18 protein-coding genes are annotated in these 18,256 nt (G+C 71.5%); 8 read left to right on the top strand and 10 right to left on the bottom strand.

Annotation, left to right across the window (positions count from 1 at the left end):
- Positions 1-74: 74 nt before the first annotated feature.
- Positions 75-1,352: an acetyl-CoA C-acetyltransferase gene (locus tag ABZ805_RS25125; RefSeq protein WP_358444998.1), complete on the bottom strand. Its 1,278-nt coding sequence runs from the start codon at positions 1,350-1,352 to the stop codon at positions 75-77.
- Between the two features lie 214 nt (positions 1,353-1,566).
- On the opposite strand from ABZ805_RS25125, the gene ABZ805_RS25130 reads away from it, so the two are divergent.
- Both ABZ805_RS25130 and ABZ805_RS25135 read left to right on the top strand, forming a co-directional pair.
- On the top strand, positions 1,567-2,904 hold the full coding sequence (locus ABZ805_RS25130; protein ID WP_358445000.1) for a 3-oxoacyl-ACP reductase: 1,338 nt from the start codon (positions 1,567-1,569) through the stop codon (positions 2,902-2,904).
- Positions 2,901-3,737 carry a MaoC/PaaZ C-terminal domain-containing protein gene (locus ABZ805_RS25135; RefSeq protein WP_358445003.1) on the top strand — a complete coding sequence of 279 codons (837 nt, stop codon included), beginning with the start codon at positions 2,901-2,903 and terminating at the stop codon, positions 3,735-3,737. Before ABZ805_RS25130 ends, ABZ805_RS25135 begins: the two co-directional genes overlap by 4 nt.
- Positions 3,738-3,825: 88 nt before the next feature.
- Here ABZ805_RS25135 and ABZ805_RS25140 read toward each other — a convergent pair whose 3' ends face one another.
- The gene (locus tag ABZ805_RS25140; protein ID WP_358445006.1) at positions 3,826-4,518 is read right to left on the bottom strand and encodes a TetR/AcrR family transcriptional regulator; all 693 of its coding nucleotides are present in this window, start codon (positions 4,516-4,518) and stop codon (positions 3,826-3,828) included.
- A gap of 169 nt (positions 4,519-4,687) precedes the next feature.
- Here ABZ805_RS25140 and ABZ805_RS25145 point away from each other — a divergent pair, with 169 nt between their 5' ends.
- Together ABZ805_RS25145 and ABZ805_RS25150 are read left to right on the top strand one after the other, a co-directional pair.
- The gene (locus ABZ805_RS25145; RefSeq protein WP_358445008.1) at positions 4,688-5,239 is read left to right on the top strand and encodes an SCP2 sterol-binding domain-containing protein; all 552 of its coding nucleotides are present in this window, start codon (positions 4,688-4,690) and stop codon (positions 5,237-5,239) included.
- 163 nt (positions 5,240-5,402) lie between these two features.
- Entirely contained in the window at positions 5,403-6,623 is a 1,221-nt protein-coding gene (locus ABZ805_RS25150) for an acyl-CoA dehydrogenase family protein (protein WP_358445011.1), read from the top strand.
- 64 nt (positions 6,624-6,687) lie between these two features.
- Here ABZ805_RS25150 and ABZ805_RS25155 read toward each other — a convergent pair whose 3' ends face one another.
- The 3 genes from ABZ805_RS25155 to ABZ805_RS25165 form a co-directional block, all read right to left on the bottom strand.
- Positions 6,688-6,963 (bottom strand): hypothetical protein, encoded by a 276-nt coding sequence (locus ABZ805_RS25155; protein WP_358445014.1) that lies wholly within the window; start codon positions 6,961-6,963, stop codon positions 6,688-6,690.
- Positions 6,960-7,685, bottom strand: a complete 726-nt coding sequence (locus tag ABZ805_RS25160; RefSeq protein ID WP_358445017.1) for a RelA/SpoT domain-containing protein — start codon at positions 7,683-7,685, stop codon at positions 6,960-6,962. The genes ABZ805_RS25155 and ABZ805_RS25160 overlap by 4 nt, the downstream gene beginning before the upstream one ends.
- 66 nt (positions 7,686-7,751) lie before the next feature.
- Entirely contained in the window at positions 7,752-8,282 is a 531-nt protein-coding gene (locus ABZ805_RS25165) for a DUF4232 domain-containing protein (RefSeq protein ID WP_358445019.1), read from the bottom strand.
- 493 nt (positions 8,283-8,775) lie between these two features.
- On the opposite strand from ABZ805_RS25165, the gene ABZ805_RS25170 reads away from it, so the two are divergent.
- Positions 8,776-8,982 carry a hypothetical protein gene (locus ABZ805_RS25170; RefSeq protein WP_224960509.1) on the top strand — a complete coding sequence of 69 codons (207 nt, stop codon included), beginning with the start codon at positions 8,776-8,778 and terminating at the stop codon, positions 8,980-8,982.
- 111 nt (positions 8,983-9,093) lie between these two features.
- Here ABZ805_RS25170 and ABZ805_RS25175 read toward each other — a convergent pair whose 3' ends face one another.
- From ABZ805_RS25175 to pdhA, 3 genes are read right to left on the bottom strand one after another with little or no spacing between them, the layout of a single operon-like run.
- Positions 9,094-10,524 carry a dihydrolipoamide acetyltransferase family protein gene (locus ABZ805_RS25175; RefSeq protein ID WP_358445021.1) on the bottom strand — a complete coding sequence of 477 codons (1,431 nt, stop codon included), beginning with the start codon at positions 10,522-10,524 and terminating at the stop codon, positions 9,094-9,096.
- Between the two features lie 11 nt (positions 10,525-10,535).
- Positions 10,536-11,570 carry an alpha-ketoacid dehydrogenase subunit beta gene (locus ABZ805_RS25180; RefSeq protein WP_358445024.1) on the bottom strand — a complete coding sequence of 345 codons (1,035 nt, stop codon included), beginning with the start codon at positions 11,568-11,570 and terminating at the stop codon, positions 10,536-10,538.
- Positions 11,570-12,685: a pyruvate dehydrogenase (acetyl-transferring) E1 component subunit alpha gene (gene pdhA, locus ABZ805_RS25185; protein WP_358445027.1), complete on the bottom strand. Its 1,116-nt coding sequence runs from the start codon at positions 12,683-12,685 to the stop codon at positions 11,570-11,572. The genes ABZ805_RS25180 and pdhA overlap by 1 nt, the downstream gene beginning before the upstream one ends.
- Positions 12,686-13,290: 605 nt before the next feature.
- Between pdhA and ABZ805_RS25190 the strand changes: the two genes are divergently transcribed.
- Complete coding sequence (locus ABZ805_RS25190) at positions 13,291-14,718, top strand: M20/M25/M40 family metallo-hydrolase (protein ID WP_358445029.1); 1,428 nt, start codon at positions 13,291-13,293, stop codon at positions 14,716-14,718.
- Between the two features lie 49 nt (positions 14,719-14,767).
- Here ABZ805_RS25190 and ABZ805_RS25195 read toward each other — a convergent pair whose 3' ends face one another.
- Positions 14,768-14,947 carry a PspC domain-containing protein gene (locus ABZ805_RS25195; protein ID WP_358445032.1) on the bottom strand — a complete coding sequence of 60 codons (180 nt, stop codon included), beginning with the start codon at positions 14,945-14,947 and terminating at the stop codon, positions 14,768-14,770.
- Positions 14,948-15,038: 91 nt separating this feature from the next.
- Entirely contained in the window at positions 15,039-16,001 is a 963-nt protein-coding gene (locus tag ABZ805_RS25200) for an endonuclease/exonuclease/phosphatase family protein (RefSeq protein ID WP_358445035.1), read from the bottom strand.
- Positions 16,002-16,474: 473 nt separating this feature from the next.
- On the opposite strand from ABZ805_RS25200, the gene ABZ805_RS25205 reads away from it, so the two are divergent.
- Together ABZ805_RS25205 and ABZ805_RS25210 are read left to right on the top strand one after the other, a co-directional pair.
- Entirely contained in the window at positions 16,475-17,281 is an 807-nt protein-coding gene (locus ABZ805_RS25205) for a transporter substrate-binding domain-containing protein (RefSeq protein ID WP_358445036.1), read from the top strand.
- A gap of 139 nt (positions 17,282-17,420) precedes the next feature.
- Positions 17,421-18,248, top strand: coding sequence for an amino acid ABC transporter permease (locus ABZ805_RS25210; protein WP_358445039.1), 828 nt, complete (start codon positions 17,421-17,423; stop codon positions 18,246-18,248).
- Positions 18,249-18,256 lie beyond the last annotated feature (8 nt).

Consider the following 18,256-nt stretch of genomic DNA (forward strand, 5'->3'; position numbering starts at 1 on the left):
GGTGAATCGAGCTGTAGAACGCCAGCGGGTAGACGGCGACCGCCACCGCGCCCAGCAGCACCGGCACCGCCCGATCAGCGTTCGACGATGGCGGTGACGCCTTGCCCGCCCGCCGCGCAGACCGAGATCAGGCCGCGGCCGGAACCGCGTTCGGCCAGCAGCTTCGCCAGGGTGGCGACGATGCGGCCGCCGGTGGCGGCGAACGGGTGCCCGGCGGCCAGCGAGGAACCGTTCACGTTCAGCTTCGCCGGGTCGATGTCGCCGAGCGGCGCGTCCAGGCCCAGCCGGTCCTTGCAGAAGTCCGGGTCCTGCCACGACTTCAGCGTCGCCAGCACCTGCGAGGCGAACGCCTCGTGGATCTCGTAGAAGTCGAAGTCGCCGAGCCCGATCCCGTTGCGCTCCAGCAGCTTCGGCACCGCGTACGCGGGCGCCATCAGCAGGCCTTCGTCCCCGCTGACGTGGTCCACGCCCGCGGGCACGATGTCGCTGAGGTAGGCCAGCACCGGCAGCTTGTGCGCCTCGGCCCACTCCTCGCTGGCCAGCAGCACCACGGCGGCGCCGTCGCTGAGCGGCGTGGAGTTGCCCGCGGTCATGGTGGCGCCCTCGCCCTTGCCGAACACCGGCTTGAGCTTGGCGAGCTTCTCGGCGCTGCTGTCCGGCCGCAGGTTCTGGTCCCGGGTGAGGCCCTGGAACGGGGTGAGCAGGTCGTCGAAGAAGCCGCGGTCGTAGGCGGCGGCGAGCCGCTGGTGGCTGCGCGCGGCGAGTTCGTCCTGGTCTTCGCGGCCGACCTGCCAGTCCAGCGCGGTGCGGGCGGCGTGCTCGCCCATGGACAGGCCGGTGCGCGGTTCGGAGTTCTCCGGGATGTCCGGCACCACGTGCTGCGGCCGCACCCCGGTCAGCGCCTTGATCTTGCCGCCGGTGCTCTTGGCGTGGTTCGCGGCGAGCAGCACCCGGCGGAGGTCGTCGTTGACCGCGATGGGCGCGTCGCTGGCGCTGTCCACGCCACCGGCGATGCCGGAGTCGAGCTGCCCGAGGGCGATCTTGTTGGCGACCGAGGTGACGGCCTCCAGCCCGGTCGCGCAGGCCATCTGCACGTCGTGCGCGGGGGTGCGCGGGTCGAGCCGGGAGCCGAGGACGGATTCGCGGGCGAGGTTGAAGTCGCGGCTGTGCTTGAGCACCGCGCCCGCGACGAACTCGCCGACGAGCTCGCCCTGCAACCCGAAGCGGGCGAGCAGCCCGTCCAGCGCGGCGGTGAGCATGTCCTGGTTGGACGCCTGCGTGTACGGCCCGCCGGATCGGGCGAAGGGGATCCGGTTGCCGCCGACGATCGCGACGCGTCGAGTGGTGGGCATGCGGGACTCCTTCGGGACGGGACCGGCGGTCCGTGGGGTTCGACTGGTGCTGATCACCGGATCGGTGGGCGGGAGCTCTGGTGCGGGCCCCGCTGACGTTCTAACCTACCCGCGGGTAGGTTAGACGTCGAGCCCGCACCCACCCGAGCGCCCGCCGCGCCCGGCGCGCGGGCCGCCCGCCCAGTCCACCGACCACCCGCTCACGGGAGTGCGCATGTCCGACCGGTACCAGCAGTTCACCTCGACCGGGTTCGGTCGAACGATCGCCAAGCGCATCGGCCTGCCCACGCCCACCCCGCTCCGCAGGTACCGGCCCGGCGACCCGGTCGTGGACGGGCCGGTGCTCACCGGCGCCGCCGCGGGATCGCGGCTCGGCGAGGCCGTCGCGGGCACGCTGAAGTCCGTCGGCGCCGAGGTCCGCACCGAGGCGGCCGACGACGCCCGCTACGCGGCGCTCGTCTTCGACGCCACCGGCATCACCTCCAGCGCCCAGCTCGCCCAGCTGCGCGCGTTCTTCAGCCCGGTGATCCGCCAGGTCGGCACCTGCGGCCGCGTCATCGTGCTCGGCACCCCGCCGGAGGAGACCACCGGCGCGGGCGAGCGCGTCGCGCAGCGCGCCCTCGAAGGCTTCGTGCGCACCGTCGGCAAGGAGCTCAAGCGCGGCGCCACCGCCCAGCTCGTGTACGCCTCCGAAGGCGCCGAGCAGTCCCTCGACTCCACGCTGAGCTTCCTGCTGTCGGCCAAGTCCGCGTTCGTCTCCGCCCAGGTCATCCGGGTCGGCCGCGCCGACGCCCCGCAGGTCGACCAGGAGAAGCCGCTGCGCGACAAGGTCGCCCTGGTCACCGGCGCCTCCCGCGGCATCGGCGAGTCCATCGCCGAGACCCTCGCGCGCGACGGCGCGCACGTCGTCTGCCTCGACATCCCCGCCCAGGGCGCCGACCTGGCCAAGGTCGCCAACCGCATCGGCGGCTCCACCCTGCAGCTGGACATCACCGCGGAGGACGCGCCGCAGCGCATCACCGAGCACTTCGCCGAACGCCACGGCGGGCTCGACGTGGTCGTGCACAACGCGGGCATCACCCGGGACAAGACCCTCGGACGGATGGACGACGCGCGCTGGGACTCGGTGATCGCGGTGAACCTGACCGCGCAGGAGCGCATCAACGAGGCGCTGCTCGCCGAGGGCTCCCCGCTGCGCGAGGGCGGCAGGCTGATCGGCGTCGCCTCCATCAGCGGCATCGCGGGCAACGTGGGCCAGGCGAACTACGCGGCCTCGAAGGCGGGCGTGATCGGCCTGGTGCAGGCGCTGGCCCCGGTGGCGGCCCGCCGCGGCGCCACCATCAACGCCGTCGCGCCCGGCTTCATCGAGACGAAGATGACCGCGGCCGTCCCGCTGTTCATCCGCGAGGCCGGCCGCCGGATGAGCAGCCTCTCGCAGGGCGGGCTGCCGGTGGACGTCGCCGAGACCATCGCCTGGTACGCCAGCCCGGCCTCCTCCGGGGTCAACGGCAACGTCGTGCGGGTCTGCGGCCAGAGCCTGCTGGGGGCGTGATGAGCACCGAGATCGACGCGCCGCCGAACCTCTCCGCGCTGTACCTCAAGGCCGCCGCCACCGGGCCGCTGCGCCGCGGCGGGGAGCTGCCGACGACCGAGTACGTGCGCCGCGACATCACCGTCGACCCCGAGCACCTGGCCGAGTACGGCCGGGTCTGCGGGTTCGGGCTGCGCGACGTGCTGCCCGCGACCTACCCGCACGTGCTCTCGTTCGGGTTGTCGGTGCGGCTGATGACCGATCCGGGCTTCCCGTTCCCGCTGGTGGGGCTGGTGCACGTGGCGAACAGCATCACCGTGCACCGGCCGCTCCTGGTCACCGACGTGCTCACCCAGCGGGTGCGGGTGGCGGACCTGCGCCCGCACCCGAAGGGCAGGCAGCTCGACGTGGTCACCGAGACCAGCGTCGAGGGCGAGGTGGTGTGGCGGGAGACCAGCACCTACCTGCGCCGCGGCAAGCCGGACGAGTCGGCGCCGCGGGCCGAGCGGGCCGCCGAGGTCGAGCCCGGTTCGGCCACCGCCCGCTGGCGGGTGCCCGCCGACCAGGGCCGCCGCTACGCGGAGGTGTCCGGGGACAAGAACCCGATCCACCTGCGCGCGCTGACGGCGAAGGCGTTCGGCTTCCCGCGCGCCATCGCGCACGGCATGTGGACGAAGGCGCGGGCGCTGGCGGCGCTGGAGGGCAGGCTGCCGGACTCGTACGCGGTCGACGTGGACTTCGTGAAGCCGCTGCTGCTGCCCTCGACGGTGGAGTTCACCGCGCACCGGGACGCCGGGACGTTCGCGGTGCACTCCCGTTCCGGCAAGCCGCACCTGGTGGGGCGGCTGCACTGACCTGCGGGAAGGCGGGGCCGGGTTCGCGTGCGCGCGGGAACCCGGGTGCGGGCGGTGGTGGTGGCTCGACCGCCACCACCGCGCCGCTTCAGTCGAACGCGGTGCAGCCCGACGCGTCGCCGCCGGGCGACCAGGAACGTCCTTCGACGAGGTCGCCGAACCCCATCCACGCGAGGTTCATCAACCGCATTGCCAGCCCGTCCGCGGTGTGCTCCGGGTGCTCCACCCACCAGTCGAGCAGCGATTCGGCGGCGCCGACCAGCGAGGCCGCGAACGGTTCCATCTGCTGCGGCTGCATCGGCTGCGCCGCCCCTTCGGTGGCGCGGGCCAGCAGGGAGGCGATGAGGACCATCGCCCGCTCCCGCCACTGCCCGAACTCGGCGGCGAACGGTTCGCCGCCCGCGGGTGCCTGCCGGTGCAGCAGCACCCAGCTGGCCCGGTTCCGCTGCACGTAGTCGAAGAAGACCCGCAGGCCCCGCCAGAGCTGCTCGTCGGGGCCGACCTCGGGGTCCACGGCGGTGCTGATGGCTTCGATGAGCCGGGTGGCCTCCCGCTGGATGCACGCCACGAACAGCTCTTCCTTGGAACCGAGGTAGGCGTAGATCATCGGTTTGGAGATGCCTGCGACTTCGGAGATCTCGTCCATGGACGCGAGGTGGAAGCCGCGTGCCGCGTAGACCTCGACGGCGGCGTCGAGGATCTGCCGTTCGCGCACCGACCGCGGTAGCCGCCTGCTGCGGGGTCGTGGGCTCGCCTCGTGATCGTCCGGGTCGGGCCGCATCCCACCTCCTGTTTTCCCGCCGCGGGCGGTGTTGCGGGGCCGGGTCCGCGGCGTGGCTCGGCTGGTCCTGATCTGCCGGAGAGGCTAGAGCAGAACGATCAGCGGGATGCCTTGCCCGCCTAACCTACTCGCGCGTAGTATTACTTGTCAGTAGGTAAGGGGAGGTCACATGTCCAACACGGATCCGGTCACCGCGCTCGCCGAGGTCGACCCGAAGAAGATCGGCGAAGACGAGTTCGTCGCGCTGCTGGCCGCGGCCTCCGAGCACGCCTCCGGCGGTGCGGCGGACCTCAGCGAACTCCGCCCGGAGCAGTTCGCCAAGCTGATCTCGCGCGCCTCGGCCAAGCAGGTGGAAGCGGTCATGGCCCGCCCCGAACTGCGCGTGCAGGTGCTCGACGAGGTGTTCCGCCGGATGAGCGAGCACTACAAGTCGGACAAGGCCCGCTCCACCGAAGCCGTGGTGCGCTGGCGCATCGGCACCGACGAGCAGGACACCGTGCGCTACGAGTCGGTGCTCTCCGGTGGGACCTGCACGGTCAACAAGGAACCGCAGCACGACGACCCGCGGGTCACGATCATGATCACGCCGGTGGAGTTCCTGAAGCTGGTCTCCGGCAACGCCTCCGCCCCGGTGCAGTTCATGACCGGCAAGTTGAAGGTCGCGGGCGACGTCGGATTCGCCGCAGGCCTCACCAAGCTCTTCCAGATCCCCAAGGCCTGATCGGCGCCCGGGATCTCGGCGATCGGGGCCTCGGCGATCGGGGGGTCTCCGGCCGCGGGCGCCCGCTCCGCCCCGCCACTTCTGAGAACCTGAACGCTCGGGAACCGGAACGCTCCGCACCCCGTTCCACACCACGCACTCCGCCACGAACCGAAGGAATTCGATGAGCTTCTCCCTGGAACTGAGCGAGGAACACCGCGACCTGCGCGATTGGGTGCACGGCTTCTCCGAGAAGGTCATCCGCCCGGCCGCGGCGGAGTGGGACGAGCGGGAAGAGACCCCCTGGCCGATCATCCAGGAGGCCGCGAAGGTCGGCCTGTACGGCTTCGAGACCATCGCGACGTTCTGGGCCGACGACACCGGCCTGTCGCTGCCCATCGCCAACGAAGAGCTGTTCTGGGGCGACGGCGGCATCGGCATGGCGATCTTCGGCACCACGCTGGCGGTCGCGGGCATCTTCGCCGCGGGCACCCCGGACCAGATGGCCGAGTGGGTACCGCAGTGCTACGGCGACGAGAACGACCCGAAGGTCGGCGCGTTCTGCTCCTCCGAGCCCGCCGCGGGCTCCGACGTCTCGGCGATGCGCACCCGCGCCGTCTACGACGAGGCCACCGACGAGTGGGTGCTCAACGGCCAGAAGGCGTGGGCCACCAACGGCGGCATCGCGAACGTGCACGTCGTGCAGGCGGTCGTGGACTCCTCGCTCGGTTCCCGCGGGCAGGCCGCGTTCATCATCCCGCCCGGCACCAAGGGCCTGGAAGCTCCCAGCAAGATCAAGAAGCACGGGCTGCGCGCCTCGCACACCGCGGACGTGTTCCTGGACGACGTGCGGGTCCCCGGCAGCTGCCTGCTCGGCGGCAAGGAGAAGCTGGACGAGAAGCTCGCCCGCGCCCGCGAAGGCGGCAAGGGCTCGAAGAGCGGTGGCCAAGCCGCGATGAAGACCTTCGAGCTCTCCCGCCCCACCGTCGGCGCGCAGGCCCTCGGCATCGCCCGCGCCGCCTACGAGCACGCGCTGGAGTACGCCAAGGAGCGCGAGACCTTCGGCCGCCCGATCATCGACAACCAGTCGATCGCGTTCACCCTCGCCGACATGCGCATGGAGATCGACGCGGCGCGGCTGCTGGTGTGGCGCGCGGCGTGGATGGGCCGCAACGACGAGCCGTTCACCGCGGGCGAGGGCTCCATGTCCAAGCTCAAGGCCGGCCGCGTCGCCACCTGGGCGACCGAGCGCGCCATCCAGATCCTCGGCGGCAACGGCTACACCCGCGAGTTCCCGGTGGAGCGCCTGCACCGCGACGCGAAGATCTACGACATCTTCGAGGGCACCGAGCAGATCCAGCAGCTCGTCGTCTCCCGAGCCATCTCCGGCCGCCACATCCAGTGATCCGGTGGTCCGCCGAAGCCCCTGGCACCGACGGTGCCAGGGGCTTCGGCCGTTCCGGTCCGATCTATGCGGGGAGGGCGGGCATGCTGCCGAGCAAGTGCTCGATCTTGGCCCGCACCGACGTGGCGTGGAGGAAGTAGCTGGGGTACCGCTCCTCGACCACTTCACGGCTCGGCGCGCCCACCAGCACCGCGTCCGCCTCTTCCCGGCCGCACTCCAGGTGTGCCTCCGTCTCGCTGTAGGCCTGGGCCGCCACCAGCGCGTCGTCGAAGGTCTGAACTTCCGTGGTTCCGGTGCGCGGGTAGCGAACGAGCAGGAACCAGGTGTCGTTACCGGTCATGCGAACGCCTCCTCGGTGAGCCAACGCCGAACATCCGCGGCCGCGTCCAGCAGCATAGCTCTGTCCGGTACTGCCTGGTCTTGGTCGATCTGATGAAAGTGCTCACGCAGCTGGCGGAAGTACCTGATGGCCGGGGCCGGTGCCGATTCGTGCTTGATGTCAGTCCCCAGCGTCGTGTCCCATTCTTCGACCAGCTCGGCCCACTGCTGCTGACGATCGGTGCGCAGCTGGATCTCGACCTTGAAATCACCCCGGCGGCACCACACGTGCACTGCGCGGTATCCGCCGGAGTGCGGGGTCGCTTCGTAATCGCGCACTTCCTCGACCGTCAGCTTGCGCGCCGTCCCGATGCGGTCGACGACCTCGCGAACCAGCAGTGGAGACGGCAGCACCGCTCGGCATCCCGCGATGTCCTGGATTTCGCTCAGCCGCGGTTTGTCCCGGACGAGCTTGGCCACGATGCTGTGGTAGCGCTTGAGCCGTTGCGTCACGAGCTGGGCGGTCGAGTCGCGGCGCAGTACTCGCATCACGTGGACTCCCAGCCCGTTCCTGGTCGTCGTCAAGCAGTCCGAGTGCAGGGCCCGCCACTGCCGGACGATCCGTTCGTCCTCGGCAGCGAGCTCGCCGTCCAGGGCGAGCGCTTCGGCGCGTGCTCGCTTGCGGATGCGTTTGCCGATCACGTTCAACCGGTTCTTGGACGGCAGATCATCACGGTCGGTCATCGATTGAATACTAGGAGTGCTGATCGATGCTGGGGTCGCCGCCTGCCCCGAGGCGGCGACCCGTCGTCAGGCCTGGGCGTGCGGGTTCAGGTTGGTGACGCTGACCGGGCCGGGGACGGTGGCGCCGTTCCAGGGCAGGGTCACGCTGTACGGGCTGACCGGGCCGGGGAACGAGATCTCCAGGGCGCCGGGCACGGACCCGGGGATGCTGTTGCCGGTGTTCGGGTCGGTCACCAGGTAGCTGAAACCGGCCGAGACCGGGTGGTCCTCGTCGACGCGGTGCACCTCGGCCTCGCCGCTGGGGTAGCGGGTGGGGATCTGCGCGGAATCGCCCTGCACGTCCAGGAAGTTCAGGCCGGGGGCGCCGCCGAGCAGGCAGCTCTGGCCGGGCTTCGCGCTGAACCGGACGTCGCCGCCCTCGTGCATCATCGCGTGGTCCAGCGGCCCGATGGTGACGTCGACCTGCTCGGGGGTGCAGTACTCGTCGTAGTTCGGGTGGTCGTGCGGCATGGCCTGGGCCGTGCCCGCGACCGCGACTCCGGCGAACAGCGCGGACCCGAGGATGGCGGCGATCTTGCCGTGCTTGGTGCGGAACATCGGATTCATCTCCCCGGTGCCGCTGCGCGGTCCCCCCGACGGGAACCGTCCATCGCAGCCACACGTTCGAGTGATGTTTGAGCGACCCCCGACGTTGACTCCGAGTGGGCTAGATCACTGGATTTCCCCTCGAGGTCGGGCTTCCGCCTGTTGACTCGGGGTTTGCGGGCGGTCCCGCGCGAGGTTGCCGGAGCGTGGCGAACACCACTCGGGGAATGCTCGACGCGGGCCCGATGTTGGAATGTGGGAGGGAAAGTTCCAGGGGTGTGCGTCCTCCGGAGCGCTGCGAGGCATCATGTACACGCCCGAAGGAATGAACATCAGCGGTCGGCGCGAGGCGAACGGACTAGTTCGCGTTTGATCGGCACGGTGAGCGCGTGGGCTCACCGGTGCCATCGGCTGGGAGAGCCGGTCGCGCCACGAGTCCGGTGCCGTGCGGTGCCGGCTCGACCTCAGCAACACGGCTTCGAGAACGAAACGGGAGGGCGAAGCGGTGAACAAGCCCGATCCAGGAACGCCGATCTTCGGCGAGCTGAACAACGAGCTCGGCGGTCTGCCGGACATCGACGTGCACGAGTTCGACTCGCACAGCTTCGACTTCGGCGGCGGGTCCGCCGAGTCCGACGGCGCGGCCCGGCAGAACGCGGCCGCGAACGGGGGCGGTGCCCGCTCCGGCGGCCGCCGCCGCAAGGAGGACTGAGCGCCGGGGCGGGAACTCCCGCACCGCGCACGAACGGCCGGGGTGCACGCGCACCCCGGCCGTCGTCAGCAGCGCGACCGGCAGCCGATCAGCCGCCGAATCAGCAGGTGATCAGTAGGTGATCGCCGTCGCCGGGTCGGCCAGCAGCGCGCCGACGTCCGCCAGGAACTGCGAACCCTGCTGGCCGTCGACCACCCGGTGGTCGAAGCTCAGCGCCAGCTGGCACACCTTGCGCGGCACCACCTGGCCGTCCACCACCCACGGCATGTCCCGGATCGCGCCGAACGCGAGGATCGCCGACTCGCCCGGGTTGAGGATGGGCGTCCCGGTGTCCACGCCGAACACGCCCACGTTGGTGATCGTGATCGTGCCGCCGGTCATCTCGGCGGGCGTGGTCCTGCCCTCCCGCGCGGTCGTGGTCAGCGCTTCCAGCGCCGCCGCGAGCTCCCGCAGCGACATGCCGTCCGCGTCCCGGACGTTGGGCACCACCAGGCCGCGCGGCGTGGCGGCCGCGATGCCCAGGTGCACGTAGTCCTTGTAGACGATCTCGCCGGCCTGCTCGTCCCAGGTGGCGTTCACGTCCGGAGTGCGGCGCACCGCCAGGCACAGCGCCTTCGCGGCGAACGCCAGCGGCGTGAGCTTCACGCCCTGGAACTCGGGGTGCGACTTCAGCCGCTGCCGCAGCTCCATCATCGGCGTCACGTCGACGGTGAGGAACTCCGTGACGTGCGGTGCGGTGAACGCGCTCCGCACCATCGCCTGCGCCGTGGCCTTGCGGACGCCCTTGATCGGCACCCGGCGTTCCCGCGCCCCCGCCGGAGCCGCGGCCGGAGTAGCAGCCGGTTCGGCCGGGGCCGAGGCGGACTCCACGTCCTTGCGGGTGATCACCCCGCCCGCGCCCGAGCCGGCGAGCGCCCGCAGGTCCACGCCGAGGTCCTTGGCGAGCTTGCGGACCGGCGGCTTCGCCAGCGGCACCGAACCCCGTGCGGGCGCACCCGCCGGGGCCGCGGCGGGCGCGGGCGGTGCCGGCGCGGGTGGTTCCGGCGCGGGTGCGGCGGGCGCGGTGGCCTGCGCGGGGACGGCGGGGGACGCGACCGACCCCGCCATCGCACCTTGCAGCGCCTGCTGCGCCGTCCCGGCCGACACCGCGGTCCCGGCCGGCACCGTCGCGGCGGCGGCCTTGCGCGGGCGGCGCTTCGAGCTCGTCGCCTGCGGCCCGTAGCCGACCAGGGTCTTCGCCTCGCCGGACGCCTCCCCGGACGAGTCCGGTTCGGGTTCGCCCGGCGCGGCGCCGTCCGGGTCCACGTCGATCGAGATGATCGGCGTGCCGACCTCGACGGTCTGGCCCGGTTCGGCGAGCAGCTCGACGACCTTGCCCTCGTAGGCGCACGGCAGCTCCACGGCCGCCTTCGCCGTCTCGATCTCCACGAACACCTGGTTGACCGTCACCGAGTCGCCCGGCTGCACCTTCCAGCCGAGGATCTCGGCTTCGGTGAGGCCTTCGCCGACGTCCGGCAGCGGGAAGTGCTTGAGTTGCGGCATCCCAGGCTCCCTCAGAAGGCCAGCGAGCGGTCGACGGCGTCGAGCACCCGGTCGAGGTCCGGCAGGTAGTGCTTCTCCAGCTTCGTCGGCGGGTAGGGCACGTCGAAGCCCGTCACCCGCAGCACCGGTGCCTCCAGCGAGTAGAAGCACTCCTGCTGCACCCGCGCGGAGATCTCCGAGGTGACCGACGACTCCGCCGGGGCCTCGCTGGCCAGCACCAGCCGGCCGGTGCGGCGCACCGACTCGAACACCGGCTCCAGGTCCAGCGGGGACAGGCTGCGCAGGTCGATGACCTCCAGCTCGGTGCCCTCCTCGGCGGCGGCGCTCGCCGCGGCCAGGCAGGTGTGCACCGTCGGCCCGTAGGTCGCGATCGTCGCCGCCGAACCCCGCCGCAGCACGCGGGAGGTGAACAGCGGCGGCGGCTCCGCCTCGGTGTCCAGCTCCGCCTTCTCGTAGTAGCGCCGCTTCGGTTCGAAGAACAGCACCGGGTCGTCGCAGGCGATGGCCTGCCGCAGCATCCAGTACGCGTCCGCCGGGTTCGAGCAGGCCACCACCTTCAGCCCCGCCACGTGCGCGAACAGCGACTCCGGGGATTCGGAGTGGTGCTCGACCGCGCCGATGCCGCCGCCGAAGGGCACCCGCACCACCACCGGCATCTTGATCTTGCCCTGGCTGCGGAAGTGCAGCTTCGCCAGCTGCGAGACGATCTGGTCGTAGCCGGGGAAGATGAACCCGTCGAACTGGATCTCGCACACCGGCCGGTAGCCGCGGATCGCGAGGCCCACGGCGGTGCCGATGATCCCCGACTCGGCCAGCGGCGTGTCCAGCACGCGGTGCTCGCCGAAGTCCTTCTGCAGGCCGTCGGTGACGCGGAAGACGCCGCCGAGCTTGCCGACGTCCTCCCCCATGACCAGGACCTTCGGGTCCGATTCCAGCGCCGAGCGCATCGCCAGGTTGAGGCTCTTCGCCATCGTCGTGGTCTGCACGGACGACCGGCCCGTGCTGCCGTCGTTGACGTCGGTCCGTTCCATCGCGGGTGCCGCCATCAGTGCGCACCTCCCTGCGCGGGCTCGGCGAACCCGTCGAGGTAGCGCAGCTGCTCGTCGCGCTGCGCGGCCACGACCGGGCTCTCCTCCGCGTAGACCTCGGAGAAGATCCGGGACGGGTCGGGTTCGGGCATCGCGAAGCAGAACTCGCGGAACCGGGCGGCGAGCGCGTCGGACTCGGCCTGCACCTCGTCGAAGAAGTCCTGCCCGGCGTCGTGCTCGCGCACCAGGTGCACCCGGAGCCGTTCGATCGGGTCCTTCAGCTTCCACGCCTCCAGCTCGTCGGTGAGCCGGTAGCGGGTCGGGTCGTCGGTGGTGGTGTGCGCGTCCATCCGGTAGGTGAACGCCTCGATCAGCACCGGCCCGTTGCCGTGCCTGCACTCGTCCAGCGCCCACTTGGACACGGCGAGGGTGGCGAGCACGTCGTTGCCGTCGACGCGGATGCCGGGGAAGCCGTAGCCCTCCGCGCGCCGGTACAGCGGAACCCGCGTCTGGCGCTCCAGCGGCTCGGAGATCGCCCACTGGTTGTTCTGGCAGAACAGCACCAGCGGCGCGTCGTACACCGAGCCCCACACCATCGCCTCGTGCACGTCGCCCTGGCTGGTGGCGCCGTCGCCGAAGAACACCATGGTCGCTTCGCCGTCGTCGTCGCCGACCTTGCCGTCGAACTTCTGCCCCATCGCGTACCCGGTCGCGTTGAGCGCCTGGTTGCCGATGACGATCGTGTAGAGGTGGAACCCGGTGCTCAGCGGGTCCCAGCTGCCGTGGTCGGTCCCGCGGAAGATGCCGAGCAGCTCGGTCGGGTCCAGCCCGCGGCACCAGGCGACGCCGTGCTCGCGGTAGCTGGGGAAGGCCATGTCGCGGGGGCGCATCGCGCGGCCCGCACCGACCTGGGCGGCCTCCTGGCCGAGCAGCGGCACCCAGATGCCCAGCTGGCCCTGCCGCTGCAGGGCGTTGCCCTCCCGGTCGAAGCGCCGGACCAGCACCATGTCCCGGTACAGGTCGCGGAGCTGCTCCGCGGTGAAGTCGATGTCGAAGTCCGGGTGCGAGACCCGCTGGCCTTCCGGGGTGAGGAGCTGAACGAGATCAGCTCCGCCCTCGCTCGTCGCGCGCAAACCGGCGATCACCTGCTCCCGTGTGGGTTTCGCTGCGGTAGCGGCAGGGGGCTCGGTGGTGACGCCGTCGTCGGCTGGATGGGCTGGTGGCGTCCAGTGTTCCGGGGACATGCGGATCTCCTCGTGTCGCGCCGGGCCGGTCGCTTGTGGCGACGTGGTCCGGGTACCCCGCTCGTGCTCCGCAGGCCCGGGTCGGGGCCGTGCGGGTGGTCGGGCGGGGTGGGTTGGATCGCTCCTGGCCATCCTGGCACGCGTACCGCCGATTCAGTGAGCCCTGCCACAGGGACGATCTCAGTTCGCGAGGTCGCGGAGATCGTTCCCTACGGAACCGTAGCTTCCGGTCCTTGACGCGGAAATCGCAGGTCATCCAAGCAATGGGGTTCCGACTAACGCCGTCGGGACCGTCGCGGTACCGATACTGCGGAGCACTGATGATCTGCGGTTTCGAGAACACGCCAGCCACGGTCGGGCGGTCGGCGAACTGGCCCGCGTGAACCTGCGCGCGCCTCCGTCACGGTCGGTGACGCCGTCGCGCCTCGTCCGCGGGAGCCCGCCGGCGCACCCGGCGCGGGTCGGCCGTGCGGGCCCGGGCATACGATCGCGGCATGGATCGTTCCGCCGTGCGCACCGCCGTTGAACAGGCGTGGCAGGACTCCGTCCTGCCGAGCCTCTCCGAACTCGTCCGGATCCCGGCGGTCTCGCCCGCCTACGACGCGGAGTGGGAGTCGGCCGGTCAGCTCGACGCGGCCATCGCGCACGTGCAGGAGTGGATCACCGCCCGGGATATCCCCGGCGTGCGGCTGGACGTGGTGCGGCTGCCGGAGCGCACCCCGCTGCTGCTGGTGGACGTCCCGGCGACCGAGCCGGTGCCGGAGGCGGGCTCGCAGGACACCGTGCTGCTCTACGGCCACCTGGACAAGCAGCCGCCGGTCGGTGGCTGGTCGGAGGGCCTGGACCCGTGGACGCCGGTGATCCGCGACGGCAGGCTCTACGGCCGCGGCAGCGTCGACGACGGCTACGCCGCCTACGCCGCGATCACCGCGATCGAGTCGATCCGCGCGCACGGGGGCGCGCACGCGCGCTGCGTGCTGCTGCTGGAGACCGGCGAGGAGTCCGGCAGCCCGGACATGGCCGCCTACCTGGAGCACCTCGCGGACCGGCTCGGCGCCGTGTCGCTGGTGGTGTGCCTGGACTCGGGCGCCGCGGACTACGACCGGATGTGGCTGACCACCTCGCTGCGCGGCGACGTGCGGGTGGGCGTGCAGGTGCGGGTGCTCGACGGCGGCCAGCACTCGGGCACCGCCAGCGGCATCGTCCCCAGCTCGTTCCGCGTGCTGCGCGCCCTGCTGGACCGCATCGAGGACTCGGCGACGGGCGAGGTGCTGCTGCCGGAGCTGAACGCGGAGATCCCGGCGAACCGGGTGGCGCAGGCGCGGGCCGCGGTGGCCGCGGCGCCCGGCCTGATCCGCGACTCGGTTCCCGCGCGGGAGGGGATGCGCTGGGTCTCCGAGGACGAGGTGGAGCTGGCGCTGAACAACACCTGGCGCCCCACCGTCTCGGTGATCGGCGCGGAGGGCCTGCCGTCGCTGCCGGACGCGGGCAACGTGCTGCGGCCGTCCACGACGCTGGCCCTGAGCGTGCGGACCCCGCCGACGACCGACCCGGAGCTGGCGCTGGCGGCGCTGCGCACGGCGCTGTCCACGGACGTGCCCTACGGCGCCGAGGTGACGTTCCCGCTGTCGGACGGCGCGGCGGGCTGGAACGCGCCGGACACCGAGCCGTGGCTGGAGACCGCGCTGGACGCGGTGAGCGAGGACGTGTTCGGCGCGCCGTGGGCGACGATGGGCCTCGGCGGCTCCATCCCGCTGATGGGGCTGCTGCAGGGGGCCTACCCGGACGCGCAGTTCGTGGTGACGGGGGCGCTCGGGCCGGGCAGCAACGCGCACGTGCCGGACGAGTCGCTGCACCTGGACTTCGCCGCGAAGATCACCACGGCGATCGCGTACGCGCTGGACGCGCACGCCCGGCGCTGATCGGACCGGTGGCGCCCGCCCGGGCCGGTGCTCGGGCGGGCGTCCGGAGTCAGCTGCTCTTCGGCATCAGGATCCACAGCACGATGTAGACGATGACCTGCGTGCCGGGCAGCAGGCAGGACAGGATGAACAGGAATCGCACCAGTCCCTTGCTGAGGCCGAAGCGCGCGGCGAGGCCGGAGCAGACGCCGGCGATCCACTTGTCGTGCTGGGGACGGGACAGGTTCATCGACTGATTCCTCCTGGAAGTTTCGCGATCTTCGTTCCAGCGTGCCTGATCGAGGATCAGTCCGCCTCAGGGGATACCCGGAGATTCCCGCTCACCTGGCGAGCTCGGCCAGCAGGCCCGGGTGCGAGCTGCCGTCCACCGGCAGGTTCTCGCTGCGCACGAACGCGAACCCGCTGTCCGCGAACACGTGCTGCACCGCGCCGTCCCCGGCGTGCGACCACTCCGCGGGCAGGCAGCCGCGCACGTCCGCGTCCGCGGTCAGGTTGAGGTCGCCGCCGATCACCGCCGGCCTGCCGACGTCCACCGCCGCGCGCACCAGCTCGGCGCACTGCTGCCGGGCGATCGCCGGATCGGCGTCCGACAGCTGCGCGGTGCAGGCCGACAGCGCGGGGAACGGAGCGCACAGCAGCACCCGCCGGGCGGGGCCCGCGTCCTGCGCCGCGAAGCCGCGCTCCACGACCGCGCCGTCCAGCGCGCCCAGGTCGCGGTGGGTCAGCACCGCGATCCCGTGATCGCCGCGGCCGTCGGCGCAGCGCACCGGTGCGGCGTCCGCGGTCAGCTCGGGGGTGAACTCGGCGCGGTAGCCGGTCTCGCGGGACATCGTGGTGATGTCGTGCGCGCAGACCTCGTTGAGCGTGACCACGTCCGGTTCGCGCTGCTGGATCGCCGCGATCCCGGAGCGCACCGCGGTGTCCTCGTGGGTGGAGCAGCCCGCGGTGTCCCGGTGGCAGAGGTTCAGCTGGAGCACGTCCAGCGGTGCGCCGTCCCGCGCCGGTGGCTCGGCGGGGCGGATCGCCTGGGACGGCTGGGTTGCGGCGGCCGGCTGGGCTGCGGCGATGGATCGGGTCGCGGTGCTCGGCGGGGCTGCCGCGCTCGGCTGGGCGGCCGCGGTGGCTCCGGTCAGGGCGGGCGCGAACCCGGCGCAGGCCAGCAGCGCGCCCGCGATCGCGAGCCGCCGCGCGGGCGGTCGACCCGGTGGTGCGGTCGGGGCAGCGGTGGGCGGAGCTGCGGGCGGAGTGGTGGTGCGGGGGCAGGGCGTCCGGTCGTCGGTCATCGGCATCGCCTCCTCGGCGGCGGAGTGTGCCGAAGCTCGGCGAACCGCGGCAGGGGCCGAACGTGGGGTTGTCCGGCAACCGCTGCCCGGATCCCTCCAACGGCGGTGCGCGAACACCGTCCGTGATCGGCGGAACGCGGCGGCGGTCGGCGCAGCGATCTCCGGCGAACGGCCCACGCTTGCCGGGGCAACAAGATTTCTCTCACATTCCGGGAGGGATTCGATGGTGAATTCCCTGTTGACCAGGGGCGTCCCGCGCATGAAACTGAGCCTCGGCTCGGCTCGACCGGCAAGAACCGCCCGTCGGGGGTGGTGCTCGCGCAAGGTCGAACGGCTCGGTGGTGCGGACTCCGCGGGGTCCGGTGACCGGCGCGGAAAAATTTGACAGCTTCGCAACATCGAGAGCCGAGACTTGACCCCGTTCGGGTGGCACCATCTCAGCACTCGCGTAATCACCTACTAGGAGTGACATCGTGGCGCGTCGGACCACCTGGAGAGCTCTCGCCCTGCTGCCCGCGCTGGTGCTGACCGCGGCGGGCTGCGCGCAGTCCATCGCGCCCACCGGTGCCGACGGGGAGCTCCGCTTCGTGGAGCCGGGCAAGCTCACGACCTGCACCCAGCTGCCGTACCCGCCGTTCCAGTTCGAGGAGGGCGGCAAGACCGTCGGCTTCGACGTGGAGCTGGTGGACCTCGTCGCCCGCGACCTCGGGCTGGAGCAGACGTTCTTCGACTCGCCGTTCGAGGGCATCCAGTCCGGGGAAGTCCTCAACACGCGCAAGTGCGACCTCTCCGCCGCCGCGATCACGATCACCGATACGCGCAAGCAGAACATGGACTTCTCCGACCCGTACTTCGACGCCAAGCAGGCGCTGCTGGTCAACTCGAAGAACCCCTACCCGGACATGGCCGCGCTGCGCGGCAAGAAGCTCGGCGTGCACCTCGGCACCACCGGCGAGGAGTACGCCGAGCAGCACAAGGCCGAGCACGGCTACGAGATCGTCCAGTACGAAGACCTGGGCCTGCTGCAGAACGCGGTGCAGAGCGGGAAGGTCGACGCCGGGATCAACGACAACGGCGTGATGCTCGACTTCGCCAAGAAGAACCCGGACACCGAGGTCACCGCCGAGTACAGCACCGGCGAGGTCTACGGCATCGCCGTCCAGCGCGGCAACGCCCAGCTCGTCCAGAAGATCGACGACTCGCTGCGCAAGGCGCGGGAATCCGGCGAGTACGACCGGATCTACGAGAAGTGGTTCGGCAAGGGCCCGAACCAGCCGTGACGTGCCCAGCCGGGGCCGGGAGCCGCAGGCCCCGGCCCCGGCTGCTGCGCGGCGCCGATCCGGCCCGCCGCACGCCACCACCAGCCGCACGCCACCACCAGCCCAGCGCCGAGGAAACCGTCCGGGGAGAGTCTGAGGAATGGCAGCAACCGACACGCCCGCGAAGCCGCGGTCGAGCAAGCGGCAGCGCGCCCGCATGATCCGCGGCGTGCAGTACGCCGTCCTCGCGGTGGTGATCGTGCTGGTCGCGCTGCTCGCCGACTGGGGCAAGATCGCCGACGCGTTCTTCAACGTGGACGTGGCCGTCGCCCAGTTCCCGGGGATCATCACCACGGCGCTGGTCAACACCATCGTCTACACCGCGCTGGGCTTCGCGTTCGGCCTGGTGGTCGGCGTGGTGCTGGCGCTGATGCGGTTGTCCTCGGTGGCGCCGTACCGGTGGATCGCCACCGCCTACATCGAGTTCTTCCGCGGGGTGCCCGCGCTGCTGGTGTTCATCGCGCTCGGCTACGGGGTGCCGATCGCGTTCCAGCTGGTCTTCGACATCTACTCGACGGTGATGCTGAGCCTCGGGCTGGTCGGCGCCGCCTACATGGCGGAGACGATCCGGGCCGGCGTGCAGGCGGTGCCGCCGGGCCAGGTGGAGGCGGCGCGCTCGCTGGGCATGTCCCCGGCGCGCACCATGGTGACCGTCGTGATGCCGCAGGCGTTCCGGATCATCCTGCCGCCGTTGACGAACGAGCTGATCCTGCTCACCAAGGACTCGTCGCTGATCTACCTGCTGGGGCTGTCCGCGAACCAGTACGAGCTGTCGAAGTTCGGGCGCGGCGCGCTGACCCAGTACCAGTCGCTGACGCCGATCCTGCTCGCCGGGCTCTGCTACCTGATCATCACGATTCCGCTGTCGCGGCTGTCGAACCGGTTGGAGCGCCGCTACGGCGGCGGCCGGCCCGCCCGCGGCAAGTGACGGACCAC

Source organism: Saccharopolyspora sp. NPDC047091 (genome assembly GCF_040643635.1).
Classification (GTDB): domain Bacteria; phylum Actinomycetota; class Actinomycetes; order Mycobacteriales; family Pseudonocardiaceae; genus Saccharopolyspora_C.